The 16,411-nt window shown below is 40.0% G+C and carries 16 protein-coding genes and 2 pseudogenes; 9 read left to right on the plus strand and 9 right to left on the minus strand.

Annotated features, from left to right (window positions below; translation table 11 throughout):
• Nucleotides 1-74: 74 nt before the first annotated feature.
• From FTT88_RS10010 to FTT88_RS10035, 6 genes are all read left to right on the plus strand, one after another.
• Nucleotides 75-776 (plus strand): NAD-dependent deacylase, encoded by a 702-nt coding sequence (locus tag FTT88_RS10010; protein WP_180054771.1) that lies wholly within the window; start codon nt 75-77, stop codon nt 774-776.
• 188 nt (nt 777-964) lie between these two features.
• A complete protein-coding gene (locus tag FTT88_RS10015) occupies nt 965-1,909 on the plus strand; it encodes an ABC transporter permease (RefSeq protein ID WP_180054773.1) in 945 nt (314 codons plus the stop codon).
• Nucleotides 1,909-2,790, plus strand: coding sequence for an ABC transporter ATP-binding protein (locus FTT88_RS10020; RefSeq protein ID WP_180173900.1), 882 nt, complete (start codon nt 1,909-1,911; stop codon nt 2,788-2,790). The genes FTT88_RS10015 and FTT88_RS10020 overlap by 1 nt, the downstream gene beginning before the upstream one ends.
• Nucleotides 2,791-2,871: 81 nt before the next feature.
• The gene (locus tag FTT88_RS10025; RefSeq protein ID WP_180021813.1) at nt 2,872-3,888 is read left to right on the plus strand and encodes an isopenicillin N synthase family oxygenase; all 1,017 of its coding nucleotides are present in this window, start codon (nt 2,872-2,874) and stop codon (nt 3,886-3,888) included.
• A complete protein-coding gene (locus FTT88_RS10030) occupies nt 3,885-4,766 on the plus strand; it encodes a hypothetical protein (RefSeq protein ID WP_180021811.1) in 882 nt (293 codons plus the stop codon). Before FTT88_RS10025 ends, FTT88_RS10030 begins: the two co-directional genes overlap by 4 nt.
• A gap of 7 nt (nt 4,767-4,773) precedes the next feature.
• The gene (locus FTT88_RS10035; protein WP_168377505.1) at nt 4,774-5,103 is read left to right on the plus strand and encodes a multidrug efflux SMR transporter; all 330 of its coding nucleotides are present in this window, start codon (nt 4,774-4,776) and stop codon (nt 5,101-5,103) included.
• 140 nt (nt 5,104-5,243) lie between these two features.
• Here the strand turns inward: FTT88_RS10035 and FTT88_RS10040 are convergent, their stop codons facing one another.
• The 4 genes from FTT88_RS10040 to FTT88_RS10055 all read right to left on the minus strand — a co-directional run bounded on the left by FTT88_RS10040 (nt 5,244) and on the right by FTT88_RS10055 (nt 8,976).
• Complete coding sequence (locus tag FTT88_RS10040; protein ID WP_180173901.1) at nt 5,244-6,044, minus strand: sulfite exporter TauE/SafE family protein; 801 nt, start codon at nt 6,042-6,044, stop codon at nt 5,244-5,246.
• Between the two features lie 45 nt (nt 6,045-6,089).
• Nucleotides 6,090-6,584: a flavin reductase gene (locus FTT88_RS10045; RefSeq protein ID WP_180023652.1), complete on the minus strand. Its 495-nt coding sequence runs from the start codon at nt 6,582-6,584 to the stop codon at nt 6,090-6,092.
• A 104-nt stretch (nt 6,585-6,688) separates the two neighbouring features.
• Nucleotides 6,689-7,717, minus strand: a complete 1,029-nt coding sequence (locus FTT88_RS10050; protein WP_180048945.1) for a methionine synthase — start codon at nt 7,715-7,717, stop codon at nt 6,689-6,691.
• Between the two features lie 269 nt (nt 7,718-7,986).
• Nucleotides 7,987-8,976 (minus strand): putative oxygenase MesX, encoded by a 990-nt coding sequence (locus FTT88_RS10055; RefSeq protein WP_180054780.1) that lies wholly within the window; start codon nt 8,974-8,976, stop codon nt 7,987-7,989.
• A 623-nt stretch (nt 8,977-9,599) separates the two neighbouring features.
• Between FTT88_RS10055 and FTT88_RS10060 the strand changes: the two are divergent.
• Nucleotides 9,600-10,267: pseudogene (locus tag FTT88_RS10060) on the plus strand (epoxyqueuosine reductase QueH).
• Between the two features lie 96 nt (nt 10,268-10,363).
• Here FTT88_RS10060 and FTT88_RS10065 read toward each other — a convergent pair.
• The 3 genes and pseudogenes from FTT88_RS10065 to FTT88_RS10075 all read right to left on the minus strand — a co-directional run bounded on the left by FTT88_RS10065 (nt 10,364) and on the right by FTT88_RS10075 (nt 12,030).
• Nucleotides 10,364-11,387: pseudogene (locus tag FTT88_RS10065) on the minus strand (ABC transporter substrate-binding protein).
• On the minus strand, nt 11,384-11,578 hold the full coding sequence (locus tag FTT88_RS10070; RefSeq protein ID WP_180173902.1) for a hypothetical protein: 195 nt from the start codon (nt 11,576-11,578) through the stop codon (nt 11,384-11,386). The pseudogene FTT88_RS10065 and the gene FTT88_RS10070 overlap by 4 nt, the downstream one beginning before the upstream one ends.
• 11 nt (nt 11,579-11,589) lie before the next feature.
• Complete coding sequence (locus tag FTT88_RS10075) at nt 11,590-12,030, minus strand: ribbon-helix-helix protein, CopG family (RefSeq protein ID WP_180173903.1); 441 nt, start codon at nt 12,028-12,030, stop codon at nt 11,590-11,592.
• A gap of 448 nt (nt 12,031-12,478) precedes the next feature.
• Between FTT88_RS10075 and FTT88_RS10080 the strand changes: the two genes are divergently transcribed.
• Together FTT88_RS10080 and FTT88_RS10085 are read left to right on the plus strand one after the other, a co-directional pair.
• Nucleotides 12,479-13,561: a putative zinc-binding metallopeptidase gene (locus FTT88_RS10080; protein WP_180173904.1), complete on the plus strand. Its 1,083-nt coding sequence runs from the start codon at nt 12,479-12,481 to the stop codon at nt 13,559-13,561.
• 190 nt (nt 13,562-13,751) lie between these two features.
• Entirely contained in the window at nt 13,752-15,701 is a 1,950-nt protein-coding gene (locus FTT88_RS10085; RefSeq protein WP_180173905.1) for a triacylglycerol lipase, read from the plus strand.
• Between the two features lie 9 nt (nt 15,702-15,710).
• Here FTT88_RS10085 and FTT88_RS10090 read toward each other — a convergent pair whose 3' ends face one another.
• Together FTT88_RS10090 and FTT88_RS10095 are read right to left on the minus strand one after the other, a co-directional pair.
• Nucleotides 15,711-15,914 carry a hypothetical protein gene (locus FTT88_RS10090; protein WP_180173906.1) on the minus strand — a complete coding sequence of 68 codons (204 nt, stop codon included), beginning with the start codon at nt 15,912-15,914 and terminating at the stop codon, nt 15,711-15,713.
• A 58-nt stretch (nt 15,915-15,972) separates the two neighbouring features.
• A complete protein-coding gene (locus FTT88_RS10095) occupies nt 15,973-16,287 on the minus strand; it encodes a hypothetical protein (RefSeq protein WP_180173907.1) in 315 nt (104 codons plus the stop codon).
• Between the last annotated feature and the right edge of the window lie 124 nt (nt 16,288-16,411).

Here is a 16,411-nt window from a genome sequence, read left to right on the forward strand (position 1 = left end):
TCGCTGAATTATTCGTTCAATACATGCAACCGTACGCATTGGACTCATCAATTAAAATATAAGGCTAAATATCTATGCAAAAAATTGTGGTGTTTTCAGGTGCCGGCATGAGCGCAGAAAGCGGCATCAATACCTTCCGTGACAGTGATGGTCTTTGGGAGCAGCATCGTATTGAAGATGTGGCCACACCTGAAGCTTGGGCACGCGATCCAGCTTTAGTACAGCGTTTTTATAATGAACGCCGTAAACATATTTTAGCCGCAGATCCTAATGCAGCGCATAAATTGATTGCTGAACTCGATGATTTTTTTGATGTACAAGTCATCACACAAAATATTGATGATCTACATGAACGTGCAGGCAGTCACAATGTACTGCATCTGCATGGCAATATTCGTTACGCAAAAAGCTCTGGCCCTCAGGCGCAATATACGCAGGAATTGTTTCCCATTGAAGGTGCAGATTTAAACTTAGACACCGACAAATGCCCTGAAGGATATCCTTTACGGCCACATGTAGTCTGGTTTGGCGAAGCAGTTCCTGCCTATGAAGATGCCAGTTTAAGTGTACAAACGGCAGATATTTTTATTGTGATTGGCACGAGTCTGGCCGTCTATCCTGTGGCTGGATTGATTCACAAAATCCCTGCCAATTGCCGTGCATTTTATATCGACCCGAAAGCAGATTATCAGCGTGTACCTGAGCAGTATCAATTGATTAAAGCAGGCGCGAGTGAAGGAATGAAAAAACTGTTTTTGCAATTGGTTGCGCCATAAAAGCACATTTTGGCATCAGTATCGATCAAAAAAACTAATATTGCCTGCTTCTTTTGCAGGCTTTTTGCTGTTTATAGCCTATCTAACTTGGCTTAAGTCCAATAAATCACGCCATACATGTGTTTGGCATTCAAATTGCTTAATAGTATTACGTTTTATTAAAAAAGTAATATTGGGGCTTGGTCAGTATGGGTTATGTCGCAAGAGAGCTCAGTCCAAAAAGCAAGCTATTGCTTGGCTTAGGATCATTTTTAATCCCTGTGCTCATTTGGTGTGCAGTGAGTTATTTGCCATTTTTATGGCATCCGCAGGTGCAAATTACTCAGTCTGGCAGTGTGCCTTATTTTCAGGTCGATAGCCGTGTAGACAAAGCGGTGTTTTATGCTGAAGCGCAATCTGCGGTCAATGCAGGCGCAGAACCGCCGCAAGGTAAACTGGTCAATCCAATCTATCTACCTGCACCGCATGAAGTGGCAAAAGCATTAGTTACGGCTTTTATAACTCCACCAGCTCAGCCTGATGCCCCATGGTTTCATCAAAGCTTATGGCACAGTATTAAAATTGTGTTCAGCGCATTTTTTATTGCCTCTCTCATCGGTATTCCGCTGGGTATTCTTTGCGGTTTTTCTCAAAAAATATCACAACTGACCGAACCCTTTGTTGAGTTTTTCCGCTACTTGCCCGCTCCTGCTTTTGGTGCATTAGCCGTTGCGATTTTAGGTATTAATGATGCACCTAAAATCGCCATTATCGTGATTGGTACGCTGTTTCAGCAAATTCTGATTATTGCCAATACCACACGGATGGTTGACCGTGGCCTGATCGAAGCAGGTTTTACGCTGGGCACCAATAAATTGAAAAGCTTATTTCATGTGGTGATTCCAGCAGCGCTTCCTGATATTTACCGCGACTTGCGTGTATTACTCGGCTGGGCTTGGACCTATCTGATCGTATCTGAACTGATCGGCACAACCTCTGGGATTACCTGGTTTATCACCCAACAAGCGCGTTACCAAAACTTTGACAATGTCTATGCCGCGATCCTCATCATTGGGGTGATTGGTTTGGTGTGCGATGTGGTGCTAATGAAACTCGGTCAACGTCTATTTAAATGGAAAGCAGGAGCAAAATAATGAACAGCACAGAGTTTAATGCCACCACTTATTTCGATGCAATTTATGCACGCCCTGTCATTTTAGAAGCAAAAAAACTTACACAAAGTTTCAAGCACGGCAAAACTAAACGCACTATTTTAAATCAGTTGGATTTAAAGATTCATAAACGTGAATTTATCTGCGTGATTGGCCCATCGGGTTGCGGTAAATCGACCTTTAGCCGAATTGTGGCTGGGCTTGATCCTTACAGTAGCGGCGAATTGCTGGTCGATGGACAAGCCATTGAAGGCCCAAGCCCTGAGCGTGGCATGGTGTTTCAAGGCTACACGCTTTTTCCATGGAAAACGGTCAAAGAAAATGTAATGTTTGGCCCTTTAATGAAAGGTGCCAGCAATGCTTCGGCTGAATCCAGCGCCCGCGAATGGATTGATATTATTGGTCTAGAAAAATACCAAGATCAGTACCCGCATCAGCTGTCTGGCGGAATGAAACAGCGCGTTGCTATTGCCCGCGCATTGGTCAATGAACCCAAAATATTATTGATGGATGAGCCGTTTGGCGCGCTTGACCCGCATACCCGTCAAAAAATGCAAAAACATTTAATGGATCTTTGGCAAAACATTGATATCACCATCATTTTTGTGACCCACGACATGGATGAAGCCATTTTATTGGCGGATCGTATTGTGGTGCTCAAAGCCAATCCTGGTGAAATTAAAGAAATTATTGAGGTCGATTTACCCCGTCCTCGTAATCCTGAACTCATGCTGAGTCCTGAATTTAAACAACTGCGCGAAAGGGTGGATTTCTTGGTACATGCGCAGGAAGACGAGCTCGACCCTGCATTGGAGAACTTACCGAAAATTCCGCGTATGACCCAAGTCAGTACGCAAAAATAACTGGATTAATCCCTCTTCATCTTTAGGACGGCCTAAATGATGTACGACAGCGTTGGACGGCCAACATTATAGGAATTGAAGATGAATGAATCTTATGTTTTGCCACTTGTTGATATTTCAAAAATGCAAAGCACGGTACTGTCAGAACGCTTAGAAGTAGCCTCTGCGTTGGATCAAGCCTGTAAAGATGTTGGTTTTCTATATTTAAAAGGTGATCAGTTCAATTTTGATTTTGCGACATCACTGATTCAGGTGGCAAAGCGCTATTTCCAACAAGATACTGCCAGTAAAATGCAACACTTTATTGGGCTGTCGAAAAATCACAGTGGCTATGTGCCAATTGGTGAAGAACAGTTTGTAGGCAACAGCTATGACTTAAAAGAAGCCTATGACATCAATTATGATTACCACGGCGAAACGACGGCATTTCCCTTGCTGGGCCCTACGTTATGGCCAGATGACGCCACATTTAAGAGTACGGTCTGTGATTATTACTGCCATTTACGCAGTATTAGCGAGCAGATTTTTCAGGCCTTTGCTTTAGCATTGAATGTAGATGAGCATTTTTTTGATTGCAAAATTACCCATCCGACCAGCCAACTGCGTCTAATCCATTATCCCTATAACCCTGAAGTGAAAGATGCCGAAGGTATTGGCGCGCATACAGATTATGAGTGCTTTACACTGCTCTTGCCGACGGCACCAGGTTTACAAGTATTAAATAAACAAGGTGAATGGATGGATATTCCATTGATTGAAAATACTTTGGTGATGAATATTGGCGACATGATGGAAATTTTGTCGAATGGCAAATATTTGGCCACCAAGCACCGTGTTAAAAAAGTCTCTGAAGAGCGCTACTCTTTCCCTCTGTTCTGTGCATGCAATTACGACACGATCATTGAGCCTGTACATTCTACTGAAGCGCCTAAATATCAGCCCTTAATTGGTGGTGAACATTTATTTAATCAAACCGCGCAAACCTTTAGTTATCTCAAAAAACGTATCGCTTCAGGAGAGCTAAGTCTTAGAAATGCTGTGCCATTGTCATCATTTGGTATGGATGAAAATACAGAAGCACAAGGAGCAAGCGCATGAATCTATTTCAGGCTTTAGCACAACTTCCAGCCAGCCAAGAGGTTTCAGGTCCTATTCCAGACTATTTATATGGTGCTTTTCGCCGTAAAAGCATTAGTTTTTCAAATGGTTTGACGGATGAAAAGACCATTGTGTATTGGTTTCAGTCACGTAGTTTCACCATCGATCTACGTTTAAAAAGCCAAGAAAATACGCCAGTGAATGAGCGTCAAGGCTGGATTGGTAACACCCTATGGGATGCTAAACAACAATTATTGTCTTGGGACGTTAAAGCACACTCAAATTATCAAAATCATGTGCAATGGCCAGAACCTGCAAAACTACATGCGATTGGCAACTGTATTTTAGAATTCTCTCCAAGCAATGCGTATGTCGAAGACTGGCGTCAACAAGTGCATGAAGGGTTATTTTTAGGCCTGCGCTTGAAGTCAGCTTTAGATGTAGAAAGCCATCAGCCATTGCAGATGGATGGCGGTTTAATTATTTGTGATAAGCATGTGGCCTTTGCACTGAGTCGTTTACCTACAGATCAGCAAACTGTTGCCAGCATCGATATATCATCTGCACCTACTATGTATGAAACGGTGATTGAAAGCTTTGAAGTATCCATCGCTGTAGATGGTCTGCATAAGCACTATACAACGACTTCATCTCAGCAAGATCAACCACTTAACTTTGATCATTTCAAAGTTATTGATGAAACACATTTAATGCAAAACGTCATTATTAATGGTCAAGCAATACAGCTGATGTTCGAGGTGGATATTTATGTTCCACATTATGCATTTCAGCGTCGCACTGATACCACGACAGAAAGTACAGATTGGTTGCAAAATGAAAAACAGCACCTCTTGTACCATGCCGTAGAATGTCTATAGGAAATCAATGTCGTTTATATATTTGCTCATCGCAATCATTGCTGAAGTGATTGCCACGTCCGCCTTAAAAGCCAGCAATGGCTTTACTGAACTAGTACCGATTATTTTTACCGTATTGGGCTATGCCATTGCACTCTTCTTTTTAGGTTTGACCTTTAAATCGATTCCAATGGGATTGGCCTACGCCATGTGGTCCGCTGCAGGCATTGTGCTTATTTCATGCGTGGGCTGGATTGTGTTTAAACAAAATTTAGACCTGCCTGCCATGATTGGTTTGGCCTTTATTTTATTGGGTATTGTGATTATTAATGTTTTTTCTAAAAGCACAGAGCTTTGAAATGTCAGTTTTAAAATGAAGTTTTTAAATAATATCTCTGAAATTTTAAAGACTTAAATTGCTATAGATAAAAATGCTCTAGCTTACTGTTGCACACTAGAGCATACGTTTCGAATGAAGCAACTGTGATCAGTCTGCTACTATAAAATGCCTTTCACTAGAAAAAAGCATCCAACAATACATAACAGCACAGCAAAACATTTTTTCAGTACTGCTGGTGAAAGCGCATGCGCAGTTTTCGCGCCATATTTAGCCGTAAAGAAACTCATCACACTAATGCCCAAAAAGGCATAGATATGAATAAAGCCAATGGTATGTGGAATTTCAACATGCTGCTGCATGCCGAAGAACATAAAACCTAATGCGCCAGCAATGGCAATGGGTAAACCGCAAGCGGCAGACGTCCCGACCGCTTTTTGCATCACCACGCCATTTGCCGTTAAATACGGCACCGTAATACTGCCGCCGCCAATCCCGAAGATGGCCGATGCAACGCCGATACCCGAACCTGCTGCAATTTGTTTAGCTGTAGATGGTAGTGTTTTATTTGGATCGACTGGCTTTTTTGCTCCCATAAACATGGTATAAGCCACCCAAAGTAAAAACACGCCGACAATCATTTGCAGATGTAAACCTGACAGCCAGCCTGCAATCCCTGCGCCTGCAAAACAGCCAATCGCCATAGACGGAGCTAAATTTTTAAATACAGGCCAAATCACAGCACCATTTTTATTGTGCGCCATCAAGGAGCTGATCGATGTCACCACAATCGTAGCCAAAGATGTGCCGAGCGCCAAATGCATAATCACATCGGGACTATAGCCCATTTGGCTAAAAACAATATAGAGCAAAGGCACAATGATAGTACCGCCGCCAACGCCAAACAGCCCCGCAGCAAAACCTGCAAATGCGCCAATAATTAAGAAAGTAATGAGTTCCACGAAATAGATACTTTTAAAGTGATGTATTGAAGAAGTCTGACTGGTTTAAGCCAACTCCACTTGACCCACAGCATGATAAGCGCGGTTGAAATATACCAAGCTTTCCTCCTGCTGACTTTGCTTGATTGCAACCACACGGCACATAAACACACTGTGCGTACCCACTTCTTGAATCTGTTCAATCTGACAGTCAAAACTGACCAAAGCATCTTTTAATATCGGTGAACCTGTTTCTAATACAGTCCAAGAACCCAATTTAAAACGCTCTTCCGAATTGAATTTGCTTGAAGCAAAAGCATTGGAAATTTGCTCATGCTGTGCGCCTAAAACATTGACAGAAAGAACTTTATTTTCAAGAAAATGCGCATGAGAACGAGATGATTGATTCATACAAACCAGCAAAGTTGGCGGTGTATCTGTCACACTGCATACGGCTGATGCTGTAAATCCATGCATGCCTGCTTCACCCTCAGTCGTAATCACGTTGACTGCAGTCGTCAATAAAGACATTGCATTTCTAAAATCAGTTGCTTCAATCATCTCTTCAATCTCAATGGTCTATATGGCTTATCTCTTTCTCAGGTTTGGGCAATAGCAAATTTAATTTCCTTATTGCCCTTACATGAAACCGAGTCAGCTCGAATTTATGCGGTCAATTCTTGACGAATAATGGCAGCGCCTGCGCTTAACGCATTTAGTTTGCCTTGCGCCACTTGGCGAGGTAAAGGCGCCATACCGCAGTTTGTTGAAGGATATAGCTTGTCGGCATCTACAAACTGAAGCGCTTTGCGTAATGTATTTGCTACTTCTTCTGCTGTTTCAACCTGATTGGTTGCTACATCAATGGCGCCAACCATCACTTTTTTACCGCGGATGAGTTCGATTAAATCCATCGGTACACGAGAGTTTTGGCATTCAAGCGAGATGATATCGAGCTTAGATTGCTGCAGTTTCGGGAATGATTCTTCGTATTGGCGCCATTCATTACCCAAGCTTTGTTTCCAATCGGTATTGGCTTTAATGCCATAACCATAGCAAATATGAACGGCTGTTTCGCATTTCAAACCTTCAAGCGCACGCTCTAATGTCGCAATACCCCAGTCATTGACTTCATCAAAAAATACGTTAAACGCAGGCTCATCAAATTGAATGATATCTACGCCTGCCGCTTCAAGCTCTAAAGCTTCTTGATTCAGGATTTTAGCAAATTCCCAAGCCAATTTTTCACGGCTCTTGTAATGACCATCATACAAAGTATCAATCATCGTCATCGGGCCTGGCAAAGCCCATTTGATCGGCTGATTGGTTTGGCTGCGTAAGAATTTTGCATCATCAACAAACACTGCTTTCTTACGCGATACTTCGCCCACCACAGACGGTACACTTGCATCATAACGATTACGAATACGCATCGTTTCACGCTTTTCGAAATCTACCCCTTCAAGATGTTCAATAAATGTGGTCACAAAATGCTGACGGGTTTGTTCACCATCACTGACAATATCAATGCCTGCATGGATTTGTTCATGCAAAGATAATTTCAACGCATCACGTTTTGCATCTAATAATTCTTCGCCTTCAAGTTTCCATGCTGACCACAATTTTTCAGGTTCAGCCAGCCAAGATGGTTTAGGTAAGCTGCCAGCAGTTGAAGTTGGGAGTAAAATGGCCATATTCGATCTTCTATCTCTATATTCTAAATTTCGCAAAAACAAAATGTCATCAATTGATTATTAAATTCATATTGAAAGTCCCTTCTCCCTATGGGATGAGGAGCATGCTCCGCAAGAGGATGAGGGCACTTTTCATATAAATCCTCTCCCTAACCCTCTCCTTAAAAGGAGAGGGAAATTTCTTTATGAAATAAATATTGATCAAAAATTAACTGATGCATGAAACATATTCTTTAAAACAGCTGCTTTAAATCACTCGTGATTTAAAATTAAGCTGCGTCTGCATTTTCAATACTATAATTAGCCGCCCACTCATTCAGAATGTCTTTATATGGCTGGATAAAGTTCTCTTCTGTCCATTTGCCCTGTTTAACGGCTAACTGACCACGTTCAACACGGTCATACACAATACGGGTTAATGAGTAATCTCCGAAGCTTAAGCTTGGCTGATACACCAAACCAGCTGCCGCATTGGTGTTATAAATTTCAGGACGATAGATTTTTTGGAAGCTTTCCATGGTGCTGATCGCGCTGATCAACTCGAAATCTGTATAGTCGCTCAGCAAGTTATTTGCTGAATAGAATGCCAATGGCGCAGTCGCATTTTCAGGTTTGAAGTAACGAACGCTTAAGCCCATTTTTGCAAAATAGTCATCGGTACGTGAGCAGTCATCATTGGTGTATTCCACACCTAAGATCGGATGCACATTTGCAGTACGGTAATAAGTTTTAGTGGTTGAAACACTTAAACAGATGACAGGCTGCTTTTTAAATTCAGCTTTGAATACGTCTGAATTGATCAAGTGTTGATATAGCTTGCCGTGTAAATCGCCAAAATCTTCTGGTTTTTCATTGAACTTACAGCCCAGCTCAGGCAATACCACGCTGAAATCATAATCACGCACATAAGATGAAAAACTGTTGCCGATCATGCCTTCAATGCGTTCATTGGTTTTATGGTCGATGATGGTGCTCTTTAAAGTTTCAATAAATGGGAAAGTTTGACCATTGCCTTCCACATCGAGTTCAGCCGAAATGATGTCAATTTCAAGTGAATAACGATCTGCATTTGGGTTGTCACAAGTAGCTAAACTATTGAAACGGTTATTAATCATTGCCAAAGTACGGCGCAGATTCTCTTCACGGTGTTCACCACGTGCCAAATTGGCAAAGTTCGTTGTTAGACGTGTATTGTCAGCTGGTTTATAGTTTTCATCAAAGCGGATACGTTTGATTGAACATGCAAATTTATGACTCATGGAGATTCACTACCCTAAAATTAAAAATAATCAAAATTTCTGTATGAAGTAATTTATACGTGAAACTTAAGATGAATAAAAATGATTTAACCTCAACTCAAAGTGAGATAAATTCATGTTTAAGATTTAAATACAATGAATTTTCTTCAACTATGCATCATTCAACTGGCGATAAAAAAACTGCCACCCAGGTAGCATTTAAATTTTATTTAATATAAATAAGGGCTTAAAAAAAATTCAATGAAAATTTTTTCATTCAAACACACATCTGAAATGTGTAGAATCGTACAGATTGGCTCAAAATCTCCACTCTCAAAATTTAGCGATTTATTCATTAGGGTGAATTTTTCTAACTTTAAAATGAAAAAAGATCAAATCACTAATTGTTTTAATATTGAATCTGTAACACTAATATACTTTTGTCCTGAGCTATAAAGTTCTTAAACCTTGCCATAAATAGATAAACAAAATATGAAATAAGCATATATTCATGTCGTTTCAGCTTTTTAGTCAATATACTGAATATGACTCAACTTGTACTTAGAAAAAATCAGCATATTCGAGCTTTGGTATGTTAAGGAATCGCTAAAATATTCGGTTTATACTTATACCTTCTTAAAATCATGTCTAATAAATTAGAACCTCAGACACTGACTCTCCCAGTAGGTCATGACAAGCTTTTACTCCACTCTTGCTGTGCACCATGCTTTGGCGAAGTCATGGAAACATTAATTGGATCAGGTATCGATTTTTCAATTTTCTTTTACAATCCCAATATTCATCCTGTGAAAGAATATGAAATCCGTAAAGAGGAAAATATCCGCTTTGCAGAAAAACACAATATTCCGTTTATCGACTGTGATTACGACACAGACAATTGGTTTGCTCGCGCTAAAGCTATGAAAATGAGCCTGAAAAAGGCCTCCGCTGTACCATGTGTTTTGATATGCGCTTTGAACGTACGGCATTATATGCAGCAGAACATGGCTTTAGCCTAATCAGCAGTTCACTGGGTATTTCACGCTGGAAAAATATGCAGCAGATTAATGACTGTGGTCATCGTTCGGCTTCACATTATGACGGAATAACCTATTGGGACTATAACTGGCGTAAAAATGGCGGTGCTGTACGCATGCTGGAAATCAGTAAAAAAGAAGAATTTTATCAGCAGGAATACTGCGGCTGTGTGTATTCACTGCGCGATACCAACCGCTGGCGTATGAGCCAAGGCCGTGACCGAATCAAATTGGGTGTGAAGTTTTATTCCAATGCGATGGATGAAGAAGCTTGAGTTCTGCCCTTCGTTATTTTTTATGGATATTAATTTGATGTTGTTAAGCCCTGAAATTTTTACATCATTCAGGGCTTTTTTTAGCTATATTTCAACTTATTTCAGTTCTTCAACCAACGTTGGATAGATTGATCCATCGACATCCATTTCGGTTTTATAAATGCCATTGGCAACATTAAATTTGTTCACGTGATAACTCGAGCCATAAAGTGAATCAAATCCTGTACCTTTTTTAAAGACTTGTTTATTGGCAGCTAAATCCAATAAATGTGTCCCTCCAATAAACTGTTCATATTGTGCAGGATCAACGCCAACACGGGTCGACATGATTTTCACTGCATCGGCATGCGTTGCAGGGTCGTTGATGTATTTAACCGTTTTATCCCAAACTTGAATGATTTTTTTCCATTCTTCTTTGTTGGCAGATAAAATGCGTCATGTTGACGGTTAATGTGTCGTAAATCAGACCGGGTTTATCTTTCGATGTATAAATAATTTTAGAACCTGCTACCGCTTTCAAAGCTTGATTTGCGACCGGTTGCCATACAGCAATCGCTGCAATATCTGGACTGGCAAATACTTGTGGCAGCTCATTGGTCATAGTGTTGACCAACTTCACTTCAGAAGCTTGAATTTTTGCATCATCCAACGCCGTCGCCAAAAGCAAATGATCAACCAAGCCTTTTTCTGTCGCTACACTTTTTCCTTTTAGATCGGCAAGACTATTGATGGCATCTTTCGCGATGATGACATCATTACCCGCAGAATAGTCCGTCGCCATAATCATGACGCCTTTCGTGCCGCCAGAACCCGTGACTAAGTTGTCGCCATTGGTGACCAAAACAGCATCCAACTGATTAGCCGCAAATGCAGATAGTGAGGCTGAATAATCAAACCATTTAAAGTCCACATTGACACCGGCTTCTTTCAACCAGCCTTTTTCAATAGCAACTTGCCATGCGACAAAACCAGGCCAGTCGCTATATCCGATCGTGATGGCTTTTGTATTGACTGTGCCTTCTGCTTGCGCGTTTGGTTCAGGTGTTTTGGCTGTATTGTCACAGCCACCCAGTAAGATGGCAGTCAAAACGGATGCAGATAAGCAGGCTTTTTTGATCATAGTGCGATTTCCCCGATGGCATTACAGTTAAATTTGGTATTGGTGTTCAAAAACGATGGTGTATTCGGATTACTGACAGATTGAGCATTACGCTTTGCACGATTTAGTCTATGGTTGGCTGCAATAGCATGTGCTTGCTGTTTATTTGTGATTTGGTCTTTATGACCTTGTGATCGATATAATTGGCCCATTTTAAAACTCCTTAATTCTTTGCATTTTGCGGAATTGGCGGCATCACAGCGTCCATCAACTCCAAATGTCCTTTAATCACACTCTTAAGTGCTGAAAAATGCTGACTGATAACTTTGAGCTCTGAACTAACGCCTTGCAGAATCATGACTTCTAAAATTTTGTGGTCATCAAGCTGAATATGCAGCGAGCTCACCACTTGTTCTAAAAACTGCTGCTGTAAATCTAAAAGCTGAATACGTAGCGCCGTACTACTTGCGTCATAAAGTAAGGTAAACGTGCCAACCATCACTTCGTTGCGCTGCTCCTGATCGGCAATCAGATGCTTATTGATCATGTCGACAATGGCCTGAGAACGGCTTTCATAATGCTGATCGACAATTTTTTGATCCAAAGCATCAACTGTTTTTTCAGGCACGGTAATACTGATACGCGCCAGCTTTCGTTTAGGCACTGTTGTTCCTTATTTTTTTTGCTGAATATAGAAACCCGCACGGGCGCTCAGTAGCTCAATAAAAAATTGCTTTAATTGATGCAGAAATGTTGCAGATTGATGGCGGTTCATATGCATCTCCTGTTTGAGTAATACAAAATATTTATTTCGTAATATCGATAGAAATGCAGAATCTGTGCCAAGTGAGAAATACAAAAAATGATCGATTATTTTGTTCTTTTAACTTTCTTTTAAATTTTACTGTTCATGATTTGTGCAATAAATGCACTCATCGAGACCCCTTTGCACTATTGCTGCGATGTATTATTTGATGAAAGACTATTTCTAAAGGTCGTTGTTCTTAAACAAGAGCATTGACCGGCATGTAACAAACTTGAAGTTCAATTTATTTCATCAACATTGAACATCATTTATACTGATTGATCATTCTATTCATCACTCAACGCCTATGAAGTATTTCAGCTGCGCGGTATGTTCTAACCAAATCTTTTTTGCCAATTCACACTGTGTCAATTGTCAGACTGCGCTGGGTTATATTGCCTCTGAAAAGCAAATGGGCTGTTTTGAAAAGCACAGCTCTACGCTGTGGCTTGCGTTAAATCCTGAAATAAAGGGAAAACGCTTTAAACCTTGTCATAATTATCAGCATCATCAGGTTTGCAACTGGATGGTGCCTGCCGACAGTGAAGAAATTTACTGTGAATCTTGCTTGCTCACGCACACCATTCCTAACTTAGATAATCCAGACTATATTGTGTATTGGGCGCGATTGGAACATGCCAAACGGCGTTTTTTGTATTTAATGCAGCAACTGAATACAATGCCACGCCCTAAACGAAGTAAAGATGACCGTTTTGGACTTCGTTTTGATTTTCTGATGCCAACAGAAAATACACCTGTTATGACCGGTCATGCCAATGGAATTATTACCTTGAATGCCAGTGAAGCAGATGTGATTTACCGCGAAACAACGCGTATAAAAATGGGTGAAAACTACCGTACACTTCTAGGTCATTTTAGACATGAAAGTGGTCATTATTATTTTGATTTGATTAAACATTTACACCCAGAGCTGATTGATGAATTTCGGGAACTGTTTGGTGATGAACGACAGGATTATAGTGAAGCTTTGAAACGACATTATAATGACGGTGCGCCGCAAAATTGGGCGGATTACTATGTTAGTTCCTATGCCAGTACGCATCCTTGGGAAGATTGGGCGGAAACATGGGCGCATTATTTGCATATGATGGACACTCTGGAAACAGCCTACTATGCAGGATTGGTGGTCAAAACCAATAAGTCGGATTTGAATAATTTAGAACTGAAAGAAAACCCGATTGGTGCTCAGGATTTTGACCTATTGCTGCAACACTGGATGACCTTGACCTTTAATTTAAATGCACTGAACCGCAGCATGGGCTTAGATGATGCATATCCGTTTACGCTGTCGAATCCAGTATTGGATAAATTACGATTCATTCACCACAAACTGCTCAACATGACCTTAAAAAATCAGCAGCACAATTAGATTAAATTTAACACGTGACAGTGTTTGAATCTCAAATCAACTTTTCGGTATCACAGCATTCGAACATTAGCTTAGTTTGAAAGGATGTATACGTAGTAATTTTCTTGGATTGAGCGCTGTAACACCTGCCCTATTTTTACTATTTTATAAAGGTTAAAATAACAAAAAATAGATGCCTGTGACCTTTTCAATGATGCCTTTCACGCATTTACTCGCTCGTTTTATGTGTATCATCAGCCTGAGTTTGCTCAGTGGATGCCAATTGGTCAAATTACAAGAAAATCAACTCAGTGCGTCACTAAATAATAAAACAGATAGCATATTAACCCATCAGAAGCTCAGTACATTTAGCCATCAAATCCTGTTAATGGTGAATGAAAGCGACCAATCTTGTTTAAATGCGCTTGAAAACTGTATTCACAAAATGCGTAACAATGAAACTTTAGATATTGCTCAAGTCTATGCCGCAGCAAGTGAGCTGTACATGGCACGTGCTTTAAGCGCAGATCAAAATCCACAATGCAAAAAAAGCTTAAAACAACACAGCGGAAAATTAGCTTCAAGCAAAATTAAAATGTGTATGGATCAGCAGCTTGCAGACTTTGATTTCAGTCTGCGTTACAGCTATGTCTATCTATTTAAATCCGCTCAAGCCCCAGAAGAACGCTTATTTGATTTGCGTCAGGGACAAGTCCGCACCTTTTATAATGTGGCTTTATCACGTTTAATCACTTCATCATTCACCCGTTTTGACTATCAGCAAATGCCAGAAAGTTTAATGTTGGGTTCTTCGCTTTATCATTTTAACTATGAACATTATCCTGAAATCAAAAATGCGGACATTGATAAATTACTGTCGAGCTATAATTTTAATTTTTCAGGCTTAAAAACCATTAACCGTCAGGAAGGCATTGGTTCTGAATTTGTCTTAGTCAAAAAAGCTACGGATCTGTCTGCTGCGCAGCCTTTTATACTAGATCCTGAACAGTATTATTCAAATAAACCCAACCCGAATATCCATACTGCACGCTATTTATCTGTCAGTGCGATCGCCGAGCCTGCCAAGACCAATAGCAGCATTAGTGAAATTTTGTCGCCGCAATCAGACTTTAAGGTTGAATTATTTAATCCCTATCAATTTAAAAAGGCAAAAATTGAATCTCAGTCCTATACCCTAACGGCCAATTATTCTGTGCCTTATGGACTTTGGTTAGCCGAAAATAAATTAGGACAATCTGGCTATTGGACACTTCTGAATAAGGAAGAACATTTGCGCATGCCACATGTGTTTATGTTAGAGCCTTATCAACCCAATAAAAAGATTATTGTCATGGTTCACGGATTAGCCAGCAGTCCTGAAACGTGGATCGGCCTGACCAATAACATTATGGGGGATCAAAAACTACGTGATCATTACCAAGTTTGGCAAGTGTTTTACTCAACCAATATGCCAATATTTGAGAGTCGCTTTCAAATCAATGCTTTAATCAAACAGGCATTTGCAACTGTTCAGCCCAATACGCCTTCGGCTCAAGATGCTGTCATTATCGGACATAGTATGGGCGGCATCATCAGTCGTTTATTGGTTAGTGATGCAGATATTTCCGCTCAAGCTATTCCGTTAATGAACTATGAACAAAATACACAGTTACAACGTCATCCAATTATCCGCGATCGTTTTGTCTTTAAAGCCTTGAAGCTAGTTAGTCGTGCAATTTTCATTGCCGCACCGCATCATGGTACTGACTATGCAGACCGCTGGTTTACCAATTTGGCGAAAAAAATCGTGGTATTGCCTTTAAGTTTTTTAAATGATGTCAATGTTGAAATTCCGAATGCAAAAAATTCAACTATGGGCCTGATTAAGTCTGGGCCAGCAGATTTAAGTCAAAAATCACGTTTTATGCTGTTGTCTGCTGACATCATGCCAAATAAAGATATTCCTTATCATTCTATTATTGGGAATCAGACGCAAAGTAATGAACCGAGCAAAATGTCGGATGGCATTGTTCCCTATACAAGTTCTCATTTAAATGGTGCGGTGTCTGAAAAGATATTCAATGGTGGACATTCAATTCATGAGTCTCCAGATGCTATTTTAGAGTTGCGACGCATTTTGAGAGTGCATATGGATAAATAAGTGAACTTTTTAATCGCGGTTTTTGTGAACTTGATCTTGTAGCTCGTCTAAAATGATCTTTATCGTTTTTTGCCCTTTAGCTTTTTCTGCTAGTTCTGTTAAATGCACATCTTCCGAAAGATAATCTTTCAACATTATTTCTGCATTTTGCAAAATTCGGTTTTGACTTTCAGAGCTACGCGCATCTAAAAGTTCTTGTAATTTTTTAGCCATATTTGAAATCTCTATAAGTTGTTTTTTGGGTATGAAAAGCTAGCAAAATGCGTTTCAATCAACCAATAACTGTTACGTATACATCATCTTGCTCTTGTGTAGGAGCAGCATTTATTCCAAATAGATTTGCAATATCATCTAGTAATGGAGCAATTCCATCTAAATCAGAATCTTCAAATACATTATTTCGTATTTTATAGTATGCATCGGATAAGATTTCTTCGAGTTGAAGAATATGGTCAATAAACCAAGTATCTTGTAGTTTGTGGTATAAATCAGTTCCTGTAAATTTTTGATTTAATCCATGAATATGACCAAGAAAATAGGAACATGATTTTAATAAAACTGCGATAGGCATATAAATTTCATTCATTAGATCTCTTTCATAAATCAAAAAACGATCTTCTTTTTGGTTAATATTTGCACTCCGGATTTCTTAGCATTCGTGCATAATCTGCGGATGAAATACATCGATTCAAACAAGCTTTCTGATCCTC

The sequence above is a fragment of the Acinetobacter sp. YH01024 genome, assembly GCF_013420195.1.
GTDB classification, from domain to species: domain Bacteria; phylum Pseudomonadota; class Gammaproteobacteria; order Pseudomonadales; family Moraxellaceae; genus Acinetobacter; species Acinetobacter amyesii.

What these genes read in the sequence shown, in the direction of transcription:
- FTT88_RS10070 (WP_180173902.1), bottom strand. Translation starts at nt 11,578, where the DNA reads ATGGGCCAATTATATCGATCACAAGGTCATAAAGACCAAATCACAAAT.
- FTT88_RS10050 (WP_180048945.1), bottom strand. Translation starts at nt 7,717, where the DNA reads ATGGCCATTTTACTCCCAACTTCAACTGCTGGCAGCTTACCTAAACCA.
- FTT88_RS10020 (WP_180173900.1), top strand. Translation starts at nt 1,909, where the DNA reads ATGAACAGCACAGAGTTTAATGCCACCACTTATTTCGATGCAATTTAT.
- FTT88_RS10080 (WP_180173904.1), top strand. Translation starts at nt 12,479, where the DNA reads ATGAAGTATTTCAGCTGCGCGGTATGTTCTAACCAAATCTTTTTTGCC.
- FTT88_RS10085 (WP_180173905.1), top strand. Translation starts at nt 13,752, where the DNA reads ATGATGCCTTTCACGCATTTACTCGCTCGTTTTATGTGTATCATCAGC.
- FTT88_RS10055 (WP_180054780.1), bottom strand. Translation starts at nt 8,976, where the DNA reads ATGAGTCATAAATTTGCATGTTCAATCAAACGTATCCGCTTTGATGAA.
- FTT88_RS10025 (WP_180021813.1), top strand. Translation starts at nt 2,872, where the DNA reads ATGAATGAATCTTATGTTTTGCCACTTGTTGATATTTCAAAAATGCAA.
- FTT88_RS10095 (WP_180173907.1), bottom strand. Translation starts at nt 16,287, where the DNA reads ATGAATGAAATTTATATGCCTATCGCAGTTTTATTAAAATCATGTTCC.
- FTT88_RS10045 (WP_180023652.1), bottom strand. Translation starts at nt 6,584, where the DNA reads ATGATTGAAGCAACTGATTTTAGAAATGCAATGTCTTTATTGACGACT.
- FTT88_RS10030 (WP_180021811.1), top strand. Translation starts at nt 3,885, where the DNA reads ATGAATCTATTTCAGGCTTTAGCACAACTTCCAGCCAGCCAAGAGGTT.
- FTT88_RS10090 (WP_180173906.1), bottom strand. Translation starts at nt 15,914, where the DNA reads ATGGCTAAAAAATTACAAGAACTTTTAGATGCGCGTAGCTCTGAAAGT.
- FTT88_RS10035 (WP_168377505.1), top strand. Translation starts at nt 4,774, where the DNA reads ATGTCGTTTATATATTTGCTCATCGCAATCATTGCTGAAGTGATTGCC.
- FTT88_RS10010 (WP_180054771.1), top strand. Translation starts at nt 75, where the DNA reads ATGCAAAAAATTGTGGTGTTTTCAGGTGCCGGCATGAGCGCAGAAAGC.
- FTT88_RS10015 (WP_180054773.1), top strand. Translation starts at nt 965, where the DNA reads ATGGGTTATGTCGCAAGAGAGCTCAGTCCAAAAAGCAAGCTATTGCTT.